The organism is Synechococcus sp. 63AY4M2 (assembly GCF_002760475.1).
Taxonomy (GTDB): Bacteria; Cyanobacteriota; Cyanobacteriia; order Thermostichales; family Thermostichaceae; genus Thermostichus.
This window is the reverse complement of the sequence record NZ_AXUX01000001.1, coordinates 1-13693: the sequence shown is the minus strand read 5'-3', so window position 1 is coordinate 13693 and position 13693 is coordinate 1. Positions and strand designations below refer to the sequence as shown.

General features: G+C 62.0%; 13 protein-coding genes. 10 read left to right on the top strand and 3 right to left on the bottom strand.

Features of this window, described 5'->3' with window-relative positions; all coding sequences use genetic code 11:
- Window positions 1–50: 50 nt before the first annotated feature.
- Window positions 51–380 (top strand): YggT family protein, encoded by a 330-nt coding sequence (locus SYN63AY4M2_RS00065; RefSeq protein ID WP_011430407.1) that lies wholly within the window; start codon window positions 51–53, stop codon window positions 378–380.
- Window positions 373–1740 carry a cytosine deaminase gene (locus SYN63AY4M2_RS00060; RefSeq protein WP_346426041.1) on the top strand — a complete coding sequence of 456 codons (1368 nt, stop codon included), beginning with the start codon at window positions 373–375 and terminating at the stop codon, window positions 1738–1740. Before SYN63AY4M2_RS00065 ends, SYN63AY4M2_RS00060 begins: the two co-directional genes overlap by 8 nt.
- Here the strand turns inward: SYN63AY4M2_RS00060 and SYN63AY4M2_RS00055 are convergent.
- Window positions 1737–2906, bottom strand: a complete 1170-nt coding sequence (locus SYN63AY4M2_RS00055; protein ID WP_099887107.1) for a lipid-A-disaccharide synthase-related protein — start codon at window positions 2904–2906, stop codon at window positions 1737–1739. The genes SYN63AY4M2_RS00060 and SYN63AY4M2_RS00055 overlap by 4 nt on opposite strands.
- Window positions 2907–3001: 95 nt before the next feature.
- Here SYN63AY4M2_RS00055 and SYN63AY4M2_RS00050 point away from each other — a divergent pair, with 95 nt between their 5' ends.
- The 8 genes from SYN63AY4M2_RS00050 to SYN63AY4M2_RS00015 all read left to right on the top strand — a co-directional run bounded on the left by SYN63AY4M2_RS00050 (window position 3002) and on the right by SYN63AY4M2_RS00015 (window position 10783).
- On the top strand, window positions 3002–3307 hold the full coding sequence (locus SYN63AY4M2_RS00050; protein WP_011430410.1) for a hypothetical protein: 306 nt from the start codon (window positions 3002–3004) through the stop codon (window positions 3305–3307).
- 68 nt (window positions 3308–3375) lie between these two features.
- Window positions 3376–4422: a thiamine phosphate synthase gene (locus SYN63AY4M2_RS00045; protein WP_011430411.1), complete on the top strand. Its 1047-nt coding sequence runs from the start codon at window positions 3376–3378 to the stop codon at window positions 4420–4422.
- A gap of 147 nt (window positions 4423–4569) precedes the next feature.
- Complete coding sequence (locus SYN63AY4M2_RS00040) at window positions 4570–6093, top strand: AAA family ATPase (protein ID WP_240527872.1); 1524 nt, start codon at window positions 4570–4572, stop codon at window positions 6091–6093.
- Between the two features lie 171 nt (window positions 6094–6264).
- Window positions 6265–8373 (top strand): flavin-dependent dehydrogenase, encoded by a 2109-nt coding sequence (locus SYN63AY4M2_RS00035; RefSeq protein WP_099887106.1) that lies wholly within the window; start codon window positions 6265–6267, stop codon window positions 8371–8373.
- A gap of 401 nt (window positions 8374–8774) precedes the next feature.
- Window positions 8775–9113 (top strand): hypothetical protein, encoded by a 339-nt coding sequence (locus SYN63AY4M2_RS00030; protein WP_011430414.1) that lies wholly within the window; start codon window positions 8775–8777, stop codon window positions 9111–9113.
- A 48-nt stretch (window positions 9114–9161) separates the two neighbouring features.
- Entirely contained in the window at window positions 9162–9503 is a 342-nt protein-coding gene (locus tag SYN63AY4M2_RS00025) for a histidine triad nucleotide-binding protein (RefSeq protein ID WP_011430415.1), read from the top strand.
- A gap of 81 nt (window positions 9504–9584) precedes the next feature.
- A complete protein-coding gene (locus tag SYN63AY4M2_RS00020) occupies window positions 9585–10235 on the top strand; it encodes a precorrin-8X methylmutase (RefSeq protein WP_011430416.1) in 651 nt (216 codons plus the stop codon).
- Window positions 10236–10408: 173 nt separating this feature from the next.
- Window positions 10409–10783: a hypothetical protein gene (locus SYN63AY4M2_RS00015; RefSeq protein ID WP_041438360.1), complete on the top strand. Its 375-nt coding sequence runs from the start codon at window positions 10409–10411 to the stop codon at window positions 10781–10783.
- A gap of 80 nt (window positions 10784–10863) precedes the next feature.
- Here SYN63AY4M2_RS00015 and SYN63AY4M2_RS00010 read toward each other — a convergent pair whose 3' ends face one another.
- Together SYN63AY4M2_RS00010 and hflX are read right to left on the bottom strand one after the other, a co-directional pair.
- Window positions 10864–12594: a diflavin flavoprotein gene (locus SYN63AY4M2_RS00010; protein WP_099812067.1), complete on the bottom strand. Its 1731-nt coding sequence runs from the start codon at window positions 12592–12594 to the stop codon at window positions 10864–10866.
- Window positions 12595–12708: 114 nt separating this feature from the next.
- The coding region (gene hflX / locus SYN63AY4M2_RS00005) for a GTPase HflX (protein ID WP_099887105.1) at window positions 12709–13693 on the bottom strand (985 nt) is incomplete at its 5' end.

Here is a 13693-nt window from a genome sequence, read left to right as displayed (position 1 = left end):
GCCGACAGCGCTTAAGTTGTTGAAGAGTTGTTCCCTCGCTGTTTCTAACCATGATGCTCAGCCCTTTGTTGCTCCCTCTCCCTTGGACAGACGGCCTCTCTCTGGGGCTGGTCTACGGCAGTGCCGCGTCTTTGCTGTTTCGCTCCCTTTACCAGTTCATCGTCATTTACAACGCGCTGTTGATTGTGCGGATTTTGCTGAGCTGGTTCCCACAACTGAACTGGTCTAACCCCATTCTGTCGGTGCTCAGCCAGCTCACGGATCCCTATCTCAACCTCTTCCGCGGCCTCATCCCCCCCATCGGCGGCCTGGACTTCTCCCCCTGGTTGGCCTTTATTTTGCTGAGCTTTGCCATGCAGGTGGTGGGCCAGTTTGCCTAATTGCTGTACCACTGTGCAGATCCCTGGCGCTGCCCGCTACTGGCTGCTGAATGCCCAAGTTCCCATCTCGGTGCTGAAGGATGTGGTGCCAGCGGCGGTTCCCAACCGAGAGGGCTTGGTGCTGCTGGATCTGGAGATTAGGGAAGGGCGAATTGGCCATATCCGAGCGGCCACAGGGATCCCGCCCCAGGGGATCCCCGGCGTGGATCTAAGGCGGGGCCAAGTGTGGCCGTGTTTTGTGGACATCCACACCCACCTGGACAAAGGGCACGTGTGGCCGCGCAGCCCCAACCCCGACGGCACCTTTGCCGGGGCCACCCGGGCCGAGCAGGAAGACTGGGCCAAGATGGAGCGGGCCTACGCCGGCAGGCGAGAAAAACTTTGGCAGGATGTCTACCGCCGCTGCAACTTTGGCCTGCGCTGCAGCTACGCCCATGGATCCCAGGCGGTGCGCACCCACCTGGTTTGCGAGGGCCCTCAAGCCGAGGTGAGCTGGGAAGTCTTTGCCCAGTTGCGCCGAGAGTGGGCGGGCAGGCTAGAGCTGCAGGCGGTGACGCTGACCTACTTGGATGTTTTTCTCACACCGGCAGGGGAGAAGCTGGCGGACAAGGTGGCGGAGCTGGGCGGGATCCTGGGCGGAGTGGCGGCGATGGGGCCGGAGCTGGATAAGCAGTTGGAGCGGGTGTTTGCCCTGGCCCAGGAGCGGGGGCTGGATCTGGATTTTCATACCGATGAGACAGACGACCCTGAATCCCTGACGTTGCGGCATGTGGCAGCGGCAGCCCTGCGCCATGGGTTTGCAGGCCAGGTGGTGTGCGGCCACTGCTGCAGTTTGGCGGTGCAGCCGCCGCAGGTGGCCCACCAGACCATGGCCCTGGTGAAGGAGGCGGGGATCGCCGTGGTCAGCCTGCCCCTGTGCAATCTCTATTTGCAAGACCGCCGCCCCGGCCACACGCCCCGCTGGCGGGGGGTGACGCTGCTGCACGAGCTCAAAGCCTTGGGCGTGCCGGTGATGATCGCCAGCGACAACTGCCGGGATCCCTTCTACGGCTTTGGAGATCACGATGGCCTAGAAGTGTTTCGGGAGTCCACCCGCATCCTGCACCTGGACACCCCCTATGGGGATTGGCCGCAGGCCATCACTGCCACCCCGGCCCGCATGATGGGCTTGGTAGAGGCCGGGGCGATTGGGGTGGGCCTGCCGGCAGACTTGGTGCTGTTCAAGGGGCGGGGGTTTGACGAGCTGCTTTCCCGACCCCAGCACGACCGGGTGGTGCTGCGCCAAGGTCAGCCCATCGACACGGCGCTGCCGGACTACGCAGAGCTGGACGACTTGATGGAGAGGGTGGGGCGGACTTAGCCAGCGGGGTTGGGGAGCCAGGCTTTAATCTGGGCGGCAATGCGCTGAGCAGCGCCAGGGGATCCCATACGCCGCTGCCCGTGGGCTCGCAGTTGGTCGGCGTAAGCGGGATCGCTGGCCAGGCGGCTCAGAATCCGGCAGAGCACGGCAGGGGCCTGCTGGGGTGAAGTGAGGTGGACTGCGGATCCCAGGAGACGGGTTTGAGCTTCGGCAAAGCGGGGGGTAAATTGCGGCCCCTCCCCCGGCAGGGTGACCACCGGCTTCCCTAGGCCCACGCATTGTTCCGTGGCCGTCCCCGCCATGGCCAGCACCGCTGTTGCCCGGTGAGCACAGGTGCCAAAATCTCCCCACACCAGGAGCAGGTCGCGGCGTCGAGCAGGGATCCGCTCTTGAAGGGGGTTCCGCTCCAGGTTAGGGCTGAGGGCGGCGTAAACTTGGATTTCCGGCGGCAGTTGCTCTACCACCTGCATCATCAAGGCCCAGTTGCGGTAGGCTTCCGGCGGGCGGGATCCCGGCAGCAGCAGCACCGCGGGCCGGTCGGGATCCAAAGGCAATTCTCCCCGCGGCTCCAGGTCATCCATCATCGGGTTGCCCAGGTAGAAAGCCCGGAGGCCCCGTTTTTGCAGAGCGGTGGCCGTCAGCTCATCTCGCAAGAAGGAGCCGCGACAGCGCCTGCGGGCCATGAGCCAGCGCTCCCAGGGCAGGTAATCGGAAACCGGCTGTCCCAGCCAAGCGCGTCGGTAGGGCCCTTGTTCGTCCCGCCAATAATAGTCCGACTTGGCTGTGCCCACGAAGACGTAGGGGCTGCCGCTCCACCAGGCCATTAACAAAGGCACAATGTCCCCCACCGCCAGCACCAGCTCGACCTGAGCCGCCGCCCGGCGAACCAAAGCCAGTTGCCGCCCCGTCAGGCCCAGCAAGCCAGCGCGCAGATCCCGCCACAACTGCCGCCAATCTTGATAGATAAATCCCCCTGAAGGCATCACCTGGGTCAGGGGCAGCAGCGGGATGCCGCGGCGGCAATAGGCGGTGCCTTCCCCCACAATCGGCAGGGCTTGCACCGAGATCCCCAGGCCGGTCAGGGCCAGGGCGATGCGACTGCCCACCTCATCTTCCCCGTGGCCATTGCTCAGGCACAGCACCCGCGCCAGATTTTGGGAGTTCATTGCTGGGGGAGGTTGTCGTCTCCAGCCAGACTAAACGAGCCTACCAAAGCCTACCGAATTAAAATAGGGCCAATCTGAGAGAGAAAGCCGGGGCGATGATCCGAAATGAGCGACAACGAGCCGAGTTTATTGCAGCGGTGGAAGCTTTGCGCCTGGAAGGCCCTTACTTCGTCGAGACCCGTCTTACCCGTCAGCGGGGGTATTTTTGGCGGGCGGTGAAGGATGTGGCCGCCGGCCAGCCCTGGTGGGAGATCCGCTACTTTCCTGCCTGCGAGTGCTATGCTTGGGCCTACCTGCCGGAAGGGATCGGCCCCCGTGAGTTTGCCTGGGGACACACGCCACAGCAAGCTTTCCTCAACGCCCTTTGGCAACAGCCTGCCTCCTTTTCGGACAAAGGCTAGGACAGGTGCCAGAGAAACCGTTTCAACTTACAGTAAAAAAAAGATTAAAACTCCCACGCGCAGGGGACATGAAACCGCAGGCCGTCGCCCGTATCCTGGATGCCAACCTCGACCGAGCTCGTGAGGGATTACGGGTGCTAGAGGAGTGGTTTCGCTTTGGCCTAGAAAACGGCGAGCTGGCCAGCGAATGCAAGGCCATGCGCCAAGCCCTGGCCCGCTGGCACAGCGACCCGCTGCGGTTGGCCCGCGACACCCCTGCCGATCCGGGCACCCAGATCTCCCATCCGCAAGAGGAGCAACGGCGGGATCTCGGCCACCTGCTGCAGGCCAATTGCAGCCGTGTGCAAGAAGCGCTGCGGGTCTTGGAAGAATACGGCAAGTTGGCCGAGTCCAGTCATTGGGTAGCACCCGGCCTGGCCAAGCTGGCCAAAGACATGCGTTATCGGCTCTATGTTCTAGAAAGCGAGCTGCTGGGGGGATCCCTGCGCCAACGGCTGTTGGCGGCCCATCTCTACCTGGTCACCAGCCCGGTGCCCCACTGGCTGGAGGTGGTGGAAAAGGCGCTGCGGGGAGGGGTGACGCTGGTGCAGTACCGCCGCAAGAACCTCACCGATAGGGAGATGCTCTGGGATCTCAAACAGTTGCGGCAAGTGTGCGACCGCTACCAGGCGTTGATGATCGTCAACGACCGGGTGGACTTGGCCTTGGTCAGCCAAGCGGATGGGGTGCACCTGGGCCAGACGGATCTGCCGGTTGCCCAGGCGCGGCACCTGCTGGGATCCCAGCGCCTGATTGGCCTGTCGACCACCAATGCCGAAGAGCTGGCCCAAGCCCTCAATAGCGGCGTGGACTATATCGGTGTCGGCCCCGTCTATGCCACCCCCACCAAAGCGGAAAAACCCCCCGCCGGCCTGGAGTACGTGCGCCTGGCCGCTGAGAAGGCCCACTTGCCCTGGTTTGCCATCGGCGGCATCGACCTCCACAACCTGGCCGAGGTGCGCCAGGCAGGCGCCAGCCGCGTAGCCGTGGTGCGGGCCCTGATGGAGGCGGCGGATCCCACCCAGACCGCCCGTGCCATGCTGGCCGAACTGCAACGGATCCCTGCTCTATCCTGAAGTTAGACACAGAATAAACCCTCCTAACTCCCGATGGCAGAAGCCGTAAAAGATCTCACTGACCCCACTCGGCAAAGCGGCGGGGATCCCATCCTGAGCGGGATCGCCACCGAAGTGCAAGGGGAACTGGTGCGGGAGCTGGATCTGATGATCCGGGCTCGCTACCCCCTGATCTACTTGGTTTCTCCAGAAGAGGAGCCAGCGGATGCTGTGCTCGTGCAAGTAGCCAAGAGAACCGATCCGCCGCGGCGGCTGCTGTTTTGGGACGTGGTGCGGGGCTGGCAAGATAGCGGCGAAGATCGCGGCTCCATCATGGCCGCCCTGGGGCGGGTGTGGCGCTCGGCTCCTCAGGAAGACACCCTGTTTGTGTTGCGGGATCTGCACTTTGTGCTGCGCAACGCCAGCAGCGACAAAAACGCCCCTATCCTGCGGGAGCTGAAAAACCTCAGCCGCGAGCTCAAGCGCACCCGCAAGACGCTGATCCTGCTCAGCCACATTCTAGAAGTGCCCAGCGACCTGGCCGAGGAGATCACCGTCGTCGACATTCCCCTGCCCAACAGCGAAGAGATCAGCCGCCTCATCCAGCTCTATGTGGCCCCGGAAAAACTCAAGCTCACCCCCCTGGCCCGCGAGCAACTGGTCAAAGCCTGTCAGGGGCTGAGCCGGGAGCGCATCCGCCGCGTCTTGGCTCGCGCCCTGGCCGCCAAGCAGGAGGTGAACGAGGCCGACATCGACCTGGTGTTGGAGGAGAAAAAGCAGGCCATCCGCCAGACCGGCATCCTGGAGTTTTTCACCGCCCGCGAGACCCTGAAAAGCGTGGGCGGGCTGGACAACCTCAAAGCTTGGGTGCGGGTGCGCCAGGAAGCCTTTACCGAAGAGGCGCGGCGCTACGGCCTGCCCAATCCCAAGGGCGTGCTGCTGGTGGGGATCCAGGGTACCGGCAAGTCCCTCTCCGCCAAAACCATCGCCAACGAGTGGCGGCTGCCGCTGTTGCGGCTGGACGTTGGGCGGCTGTTTGCCGGCATTGTTGGCGAATCGGAAAGCCGCGTGCGCCAGATGATCCAACTGGCGGAGGCCATGGCCCCCTGTGTGCTCTGGATTGACGAAATCGACAAAGCTTTTGGCAACATCACCAGCAGCGCCGACGGGGACTCGGGCACCAGCCGTCGGGTGTTTGGCAGCCTGATTACCTGGATGCAGGAGAAGACCAGCCCCGTTTTCATCGTGGCCACCGCCAACAACGTGCCCCTCTTGCCGCCGGAGCTGCTGCGCAAGGGCCGCTTTGACGAGATTTTCTTTCTCAACCTGCCCACCCAGGCCGAGCGCAAGGAGATCTTCCGGGTACATCTGCAGCGGCTGCGCCCCAGCCGGCTGCGGGAGTTTGACCTAGATGAGCTGGCAGCAGCCGCCCAAAACTTCAGTGGCGCCGAGATCGAGCAGGCTATCGTTGACGCTATGTACAACGCCTTTGGAGGCAGCGGCAGCGGCGCTCGGCGAGACTTTACCCAGGAAGACATCCTGCAGGCCATCCGCGAAACTGTGCCCCTGGCCTCCATTGCCCGCGACCAGATCGAAAGCCTTAAGTGCTGGGCCGCCCAGGCAGGCGCTAGAACCGCCTCCCAGGATGCTCAGGTGCTGCAGGAGATGAAGCAGTGTTTTGCAGCTTCCTAGAGGGGATCCCCGATTTTTCCTGCTTGAGGGGAGCGAGTGGGAAGCCCCCTAGGCTCGGGTTTGGGCCTTGGAGTCGGATCCCGTCACTGAGGCATTAGTTCGCCTCTTCCCCTTCGTCTCTGGGAATGGATGGTCGAGATAACCCCACCTCCGGCATCCCCTCGTGTCACAATGGGTAAAGATCGGCTTTTTTTGTGTCTTGGCGCTGTGCTCAAGCTCCTGTACTACCGCGAGATCCCTTGCCCAGATACCGCTCAAGTGCTGAGCTGGCTGCAGGAGCACCTGCCTCTGCCTGCGAGCAGCCAAAAGGTACTCACCCCCACTGGGCTACGCCTAGAGGGATCCGGAGCGCAGCTGGCCGTTTTCCTCTGGTCGGGGCTGAACACCACCTATCTCAAGATCTTTCAGTGGTCAGAGCGGCCTTTCCCCCAGCAGGGCCGCTGGCTAAAGGAAGTGGAAAGGGCTATCCAAAGCCAATTTCCCCACCGCTACCCGCAGTTGCCCCCTATCGATCTCAGCCAGGGATCCATCTTTGAGCAACTGGAGCCCTTTTACCCGCAGACGGTGAAGTATTTCCGCCGCATCCCCAACGGGGAGTTTGACCTGCAGCGGGTTTACTGGTGGGAGAAACGCTGGCGGGAAGAAGTCCAATCCCCTCACGCTTGCCGGCCCCCCGTGCTATTTCGCCAGCCTGCCCCAGAGCCCGCCCCCCAAGAGTGGGACTTGGTGATCGTGGGCGGGGCGTTGGGGGCTATCTACGGCGCGGCCATGGCCCGCTTAGGTTACCGCGTGGCCCTGGTGGAACGGCTGCCCTTTGGCCGCATGAACCGGGAGTGGAACATCTCGCGGCGGGAGCTGCAGACGCTGGTGGAGTTTGGCCTCCTCAGCCCTGAGGAGATGGAGAGCCTCATCCTCAGGGAATACACGGATGGTTTTAACAAGTTTTTTGATGGCAACAGCCCCGTGCGCGCCCCCGTCCTGCACACGCCGACGGTGCTCAACCTGGCCATTGATGCCGAAAAGCTCCTGCAGCTCTGTGGTCAAATCTTGAGATCCAGGGGTGGTGCCATCTACGAGCGCAGCGAGTTTCAGCGGGCCTACATCGAGGAGCAAGGCGTCACGGTGGTGGTTAAGGACCTAACCACTCAAGAAGAGTTCTCTCTGGGATCCCGCCTGTTGGTGGATGCCATGGGGACGGCCTCCCCCATTGCCCAGCAGCTCTACGGCCGCCGCGCCTTCGACAGCGTTTGCCCCACGGTAGGGGCCACCATTGCAGGGGGGTTTGAGCCAGGAGTTTGGGATCCCCAATTTGGCGACATCCTGGCCAGCCACGGCGACATCAGCCGCGGTCGGCAGCTCATCTGGGAACTGTTCCCTGGGCCGGGGGAGGATCTCACCTTCTACCTGTTCCACTACCACCAGGTGCATCCGGAAAACCCGGGCTCCCTCTTGGAGCTGTACGAAGACTTTTTCACCATCCTGCCGGAATACCGCCGCTGCGACCCGGAGCGCCTGCAGTGGAAAAAAGCCACCTTTGGCTACATCCCCGGACGCTTTGGCCAGCAGCCAGCTCCCCAAGAGCCCTTCGACCGCCTCCTTTTAATTGGGGATGCGGCAGCTCTGCAATCGCCCCTGAGCTTTACGGGGTTTGGATCCCTGGTGCGCAACTGCCCTCGCCTGTGCGATTTGCTGGACACAGCCTTGCGCCATAATCTCCTCAAAGCCGCCGACCTAGCCCAGATCCGCGCCTACCAGGGCAACTCCGCCGTCACTTGGCTGTTTTCGCGGGGGATGATGGTGCCCACCGGCAAGGTGTTGCCGCCCGAGCGCATCAACGCCATCCTCAACAGCTTTTTCGGTATTCTCGCCACCGAGCCGCCTGAGGTGGTGGACGACTTTATCAAAGACCGGGCTGGCTGGCTGGCCTTTAACCGCATGGCTATCAAAGCGGCTCTGCAGAACCCGCGGCTGCTGCTGTGGATCTGGGAGGCAGTAGGAGCGGAAGGCTTTGCCCAGTGGCTACCTACCTACTTCAGCTACACCGGACTGGCTTTGCTCTCGGCCCTCCTGGGAAGTTGGTTTCCCAAGCTGGTGCGGCGCCTGCAGCCCTGGCTGGAGTCCCGCTACCCCCGCCTGTGGTTGCGCTGCCTGAGCTGGAGCTACACCCTCACCTACGGGGTAGGCCAGCCGCGCCTGGAGTTTCATCTCCCCGCTCCCAGCTCTCCTGCCGCGCAAAACCTGCAAAACCCAATACCGACCTGGATAGAAGAAAGGGCCTAGGCCGGAGACTTTCACCAAGCCGTTGTTTCCACCGTCTCTCTGGCGCCTCCAGGAAAGGCGGGCGTCAACTGTTTTGTCGGCAGAGTCAACTCACAAAAAATCTCGAGGAGTGCTGGCAGTCCTTGCTTTGGTTTGCTAGCAGTTTTCGGCCTTATCTGCACAAGATTGTTTGCCGCAGCAGCCGATTCCCAGGTAGTGGCCAGCGGCAAAAGAGCTGTGTCCACCTGCTCTTTACCTTGGCAATTGGCTCAAGTTGAGTATAATCAGTGCCTACCATCCACTAACCTTCAGGTTCAGGCCGAAGAGGGTTGGGAAGGGATCCCAACTTGAATCGGTCGAGGAGTTTCTGAACCTCTTTTTGCAAGGTCTCTATTTTGGCAAGAAAACTAGGACCAGATCCAATGGTTTATACTTTTGAAATCATCGGCATTGCCCCTGCCCTCGATTTTTTCTGGCAGCAGCAGGAGCTGGCAAAGCGGCCTTGTCGGGTAGAGTACCTGGGCACCCGCCCTTGCACCCTGGATGCGCTGCTGGGATCCTTGGAGGAGGTGCCGGCGCGGCGGGGCTGGGATTTGGATCAGCTAATCGAAGCGGTTATTCGCTTCTGGTGCAACAATCCCGACTTGGTCAGTTTGTGGCGGTCTCGCTTTCAGGATGCCGGAGAAGATGTCCTGCTGATCTCGCGGGTGGGGCCCATTCAATCCCTACAGCAGGAGTTTGAGTGGCTGCTCAACCAATGAGATCCCTAAACCGGGTAGGCTAAGGGCAGGATTGTTTCGTAACTACCCATGAGCGACACCGTTTTCAGCAAGATCATCCGCAGGGAGATCCCGGCCCAGATTGTCTACGAAGACGAGCGAGCCATCGCCTTCAAAGACATTGCTCCCCAGGCTCCTGTCCACATCTTGGTGGTGCCCAAGGAGCCTATCCCCGGCATTGCCCAGGCCAAGCCCGAACACGAAGCGTTGCTAGGGCACCTGCTGCTGACGGCTCAGCGGGTGGCTGTTGAAGCTGGCCTAAGCAGAGGTTATCGCTTGGTCATCAACCAAGGAGAAGACGGGGGTCAAACCGTCTTTCACCTGCACATCCACGTTCTGGGCGGTCGGGCGATGGGCTGGCCGCCGGGCTAGCTTCGGGTTTTGCCGCCAAGTGGGGCCTCTACAGCTAGAATGCTGCCATTGAGGGTGGCTGGCAGGCGAGGTTTAGAGGCGATGGAGTGGCATGTTACCGATGCGGAAAGCCTGATGATCATCGACCAGGAGGTGGGCAAGCACGAGCTTTCCCCCGCCGAGTATGAGGTGGTTCGTCGAGTTATTTACGCTACTGCAGATTTCGAGTATCTCCACCTCATCCGTTTTGGCAACGAAGCCCTGCAGGCTGGGGCGGCGGCTTTGGCGGCGCGCACCACCATTGTGGTGGACGAGCCGATGGTGCAGGTAGGCATCGCGCGGGCCGTGCAGAACACCTTCTCCAACCCCATCTACTGCGGCAGCGAAGCTGTCACCCGCCCCCAGAGGGACAAGACCCGCTCTGCCTGGGGCCTGCAAACCCTAGCTCAGCGCTACCCTGAGGCAATCTTTGTCATTGGCCAATCCCAGACGGCTCTTTCCACCCTGGTGCAGTTGATCGCCGAGAAAGAGGTATCCCCTGCCCTGGTCATCGCGACGCCGGCTGGGTTTGTGGATGTGGTGAAAGCCAAGCAGGAGCTGGCCGATTCCATGGTGCCCCACATCCGCACTGAGGGACGGAAGGGCGGCCCTGCAGTGGCGGCGGCGGTCTTGGATGGCCTGCTGGATTTGGCTTGGCAGGCCTATGTGGGAGCCAGCAGCCCAAGCCCTACTGGCAAATCAGTTAGCGGATAGAGGGGAGCTCCGTTGATCTGATGATCTAAATGGTTCTGATCCAGATCACAGGCTTGGCAGGATCTCCGTCATGCTTCCCTCGGTCTGGCTTCGAGAAGATGGGAGCTATCTTCTCAGTGCCGGACAAAAAAGCCCGAGAAGCGGCTAGTCGAGGCAGAGCGAGGGATCCGGTCATGCAGCAGTTCATTTGGGTTTGGGGAAGCGGCTGGCTTTTGGCTATGGCCTTGGCCAGGGGAGGATGGGCCCAAGCGGAGGTAGCGGCTCTTTTGCCCGCCGGACAGCCGGCTATATCGCCCTCTCTCCCTGTGCCGTCGAACATCGACCAGAGGGAAGCTCGACTCAGCCCCTACCAGCGCTGGCAACAGCAGCATGCTGCCGCGGAGATTCCCTCTTCTGGGTTTGGGGAGGTCTTCTACCGCCTCGCTCAGAAAGCGGAACAGAGCCCAGAGGGGCTGCCTTTTCCACTGCGGCCAGCCGGGATCCCTCTGGGAGAGGGTAGCCCTTTTTTCCTCCATGTCAACGGGCTGGTCTACCAACTGTCCTATTGAAATAGGCGGGGAGGTTTTCGCGTTAGCAGGACGGCTATTTCAAGCCCTGCTGAACCTCTCCTCTCCCTGGGGGTGAGGGATCAGTAATGATTCCCCACCTTGCGGTGGTGGACGGCGGTGAGGCCCTCCAGGTTGGAGACCCGCCCGGCTTCTAGGGTGCTGTAGACCACCCAGTGGTCGCTGGTTTCTAGGCGGCTGGCCACGCGGCACTCCAGGTAGGCCAAGGCATCGGCCAAGATGGGGGATCCGTTGGCGGCGGGGTAGGTCTTGATGCCGGCAAAGCGGTCGGCTCCCGGCGGGAAGCGCTTCAGGAAGTGGCGCATTAGGGACTGGTGATGGCCTTCCTGCAACACGTTGAGGACAAAGGTATCGCCCACCTGCAGGAAGGACTCGATGGCCCGGTCTTTGGCCACGGCAACGCTGATCCCCGGCGGATCGCTGCTGGCCTGGGCCACCCAGGAGGCGAGCATGGCGCTGGTGGCCTGCCCTTTGCGGGCGGTGAGGATGTAAAGGCCATTGCTGATGCGGCCTAGGGCGCGATCCAAGTCGGCATCCAGGGCTTTCATCTGCTGAATGGTGCGATCCCGCGTTAGCCACTGCCCCAGGTCGGTGCCGGCTTCCTCCGCCAATTGCAGCAGGGTTTCGTCTAGGGGTTGCTTGAGGAGAATAGGAGGGAACACTTCTTTGGCGCCCATCTCCTGCAGCGTGTTGCGGCAGAGGTAGACCGACTCGTCATCTGCTCCCCCCGACTCGAACAGGCCAAAGCCTTGTTTGCTGTGGGCAGCAGCCAGGAGGGTTTTCAGCAGCACCTGGGTGGAGGCCGCATCAGGCCCCGCTTGGGGCGGCATGCCTATCACCACACCAGCGGCCAAGCTCATCAGCTCGCGCACCTCGTGGGCATCCAGCAGCCGCAGATCCGCCAGCTCTACGGCAACGCCGGTTTTTTGGATGCCGCGGGCAATGGCTTGGGCCAATGCTTCCGCCTGGCCATAGCCCGATAGGTAGAACACCGCCACCATTCGTTCGGCTTTGGCCTGCTCCAGGCTCCAAGTGCGGTAGTGCTCCACCCAATCAGACAGGTGGTGGCGCAGCAGGGGGCCGTGGCCGGTAGCAATGGCGGCGATGGGGGGCAGGGACTCCATGCGCTTCAGGGCCGAGAGTACCGAGCGGGCGTTGGGCCCCATGAGGCAGTCGTAGTAGAGCTTGAAGTCGGCCTGTAGCAGGTGGGGATGCTCGTCCCAGGCAAAGTCATCGCAGTAGTGCATCCCAAAGACGTCGCAGGTGTAGAGGATCTGCGTGCCGTGGTCGTAGGTGAGGATGGTGTCGGGCCAGTGCAGGTTGGGAGCAGAGATGAACTCCAGAACATGTCCCTTGCCCAGATCCAGGCGATCCCCCTGCTTGACCACCAGGTGCCGGAAGGGGCGATGCACCAGGTTTTCCAAAAATTGCACGGCCACTTTGGAGGCCACTACCGTCATTTGGGGCGCCAGCTCCAGCAGATCCCCGACTAGGCCGCTGTGATCCGGCTCGGTGTGGCTGACCACCAGGTAGTCGAGGGTGGCGGGATCCAGGAGGCCTCGCAGCAGATCCAGGTACAACTGGCGAAACTTCTCGTGGGAGGTGTCGATGAGGGCCACCTTCTCCCCGCGAATTAAAAAGGAGTTGTAGGTGGTGCCGTTTTCCAGGGCGAACTCGATATCAAACCGATCCCGATCCCAGTCCTGGGAGCGGATGGCAAGGGTATCGGCTCCAATGAGCAGCGTCTGCAGCGTAAGATGGCCTGAACGCGGTGCAACTGCCGTAACGGCCATGTTTTCCCCCTCTGCCAAATGGCAACTTTACCTAACTGCCCTCTGCACTCATCGTAACCGTGATGTAACTAAATGTTGAGGAGCCGCCAAGTTTTGATTTTCTGATGAAATGCTTCAGGGATCCCCAAACTGCCGACCCCCGCAGGGTCTGGGAGCAAAAGCTGCGGCAAACTGGGCCAGGGTGTGGCGCAGTTGATCCAAGTTTTGGCCGTTGGCGGCGGACACAAACAGGGCCTTGGGGTAGAGCAGGCGCACGTCCTCGACCCATTCGGGATCGAGGCGGTCAATTTTGTTAAACACCAGTTGTCGCGGGCCGGTGGCCAGGGGCATCTCGTCCAGCAATGTTTCCACCGCCTCGATGTGCCCTTCCCAGTTGGGGTGGGAGAGATCCACCACGTGCAGCAGGGCATCCGCCTCCGTCACCTCCTCCAGCGTGGCCTGGAAGGCCTCTACCAATTGCTCAGGCAGCTCGGTTAAGAATCCCACCGTGTCGGTCAACAGCACTGCCTGCTGGCCGGGCAGCTCCAGCCGCCGCGTGGTGGGATCCAGGGTGGCAAAGAGTTGGTCAGCCACGTAGACCTGGGCGTGGGTGAGGGCGTTGAGAAGGGTAGATTTACCAGCGTTGGTGTAGCCCACCAGGGCCACCACAGGAATTTGGGATCCCTCCCGTCGCTGGCGCAGCCGTTGCCGGTGGCGGCGCAGCTCTTCCACTTCCTGCCGCAGCTTGCTGATGCGCCGCTGGATGGCCCGCCGCTCCGTTTCCAACTGGGTTTCCCCCGGCCCCCGCGTGCCAATTCCACCCCCCAACCGCGACATGGTGGGACCGCGACCGGCTAAGCGGGGCAGCAGATACTGCAGTTGTGCCAGCTCCACTTGCAACTTCCCGGCCCGGGTTCTGGCCCGCTGGGCAAAGATATCCAGGATCACCTCGCTGCGATCCACCACCCGCACCCCTACTGCCTGTTCCAGGGTGCGCACCTGGCTGGGGGTGAGCTCGCGGTCGAACACCACCAGGTTAGCTCCCAGATCCTGCACCAGCAGGGCCAGCTCCTGCACCTTACCGGAGCCGATCGCCGTGGCCGAATTGGGACTCTCCCGC

Excerpts from the sequence above, each read along its gene's own strand:
- SYN63AY4M2_RS00065 (WP_011430407.1), top strand. The coding sequence starts at position 51 with ATGATGCTCAGCCCTTTGTTGCTCCCTCTCCCTTGGACAGACGGCCTC.
- SYN63AY4M2_RS00055 (WP_099887107.1), bottom strand. The coding sequence starts at position 2,906 with ATGAACTCCCAAAATCTGGCGCGGGTGCTGTGCCTGAGCAATGGCCAC.
- SYN63AY4M2_RS00050 (WP_011430410.1), top strand. The coding sequence starts at position 3,002 with ATGATCCGAAATGAGCGACAACGAGCCGAGTTTATTGCAGCGGTGGAA.
- SYN63AY4M2_RS00045 (WP_011430411.1), top strand. The coding sequence starts at position 3,376 with ATGAAACCGCAGGCCGTCGCCCGTATCCTGGATGCCAACCTCGACCGA.
- SYN63AY4M2_RS00040 (WP_240527872.1), top strand. The coding sequence starts at position 4,570 with ATGATCCGGGCTCGCTACCCCCTGATCTACTTGGTTTCTCCAGAAGAG.
- SYN63AY4M2_RS00035 (WP_099887106.1), top strand. The coding sequence starts at position 6,265 with ATGGGTAAAGATCGGCTTTTTTTGTGTCTTGGCGCTGTGCTCAAGCTC.
- SYN63AY4M2_RS00030 (WP_011430414.1), top strand. The coding sequence starts at position 8,775 with ATGGTTTATACTTTTGAAATCATCGGCATTGCCCCTGCCCTCGATTTT.
- SYN63AY4M2_RS00025 (WP_011430415.1), top strand. The coding sequence starts at position 9,162 with ATGAGCGACACCGTTTTCAGCAAGATCATCCGCAGGGAGATCCCGGCC.
- SYN63AY4M2_RS00020 (WP_011430416.1), top strand. The coding sequence starts at position 9,585 with ATGGAGTGGCATGTTACCGATGCGGAAAGCCTGATGATCATCGACCAG.
- SYN63AY4M2_RS00015 (WP_041438360.1), top strand. The coding sequence starts at position 10,409 with ATGCAGCAGTTCATTTGGGTTTGGGGAAGCGGCTGGCTTTTGGCTATG.
- SYN63AY4M2_RS00010 (WP_099812067.1), bottom strand. The coding sequence starts at position 12,594 with ATGGCCGTTACGGCAGTTGCACCGCGTTCAGGCCATCTTACGCTGCAG.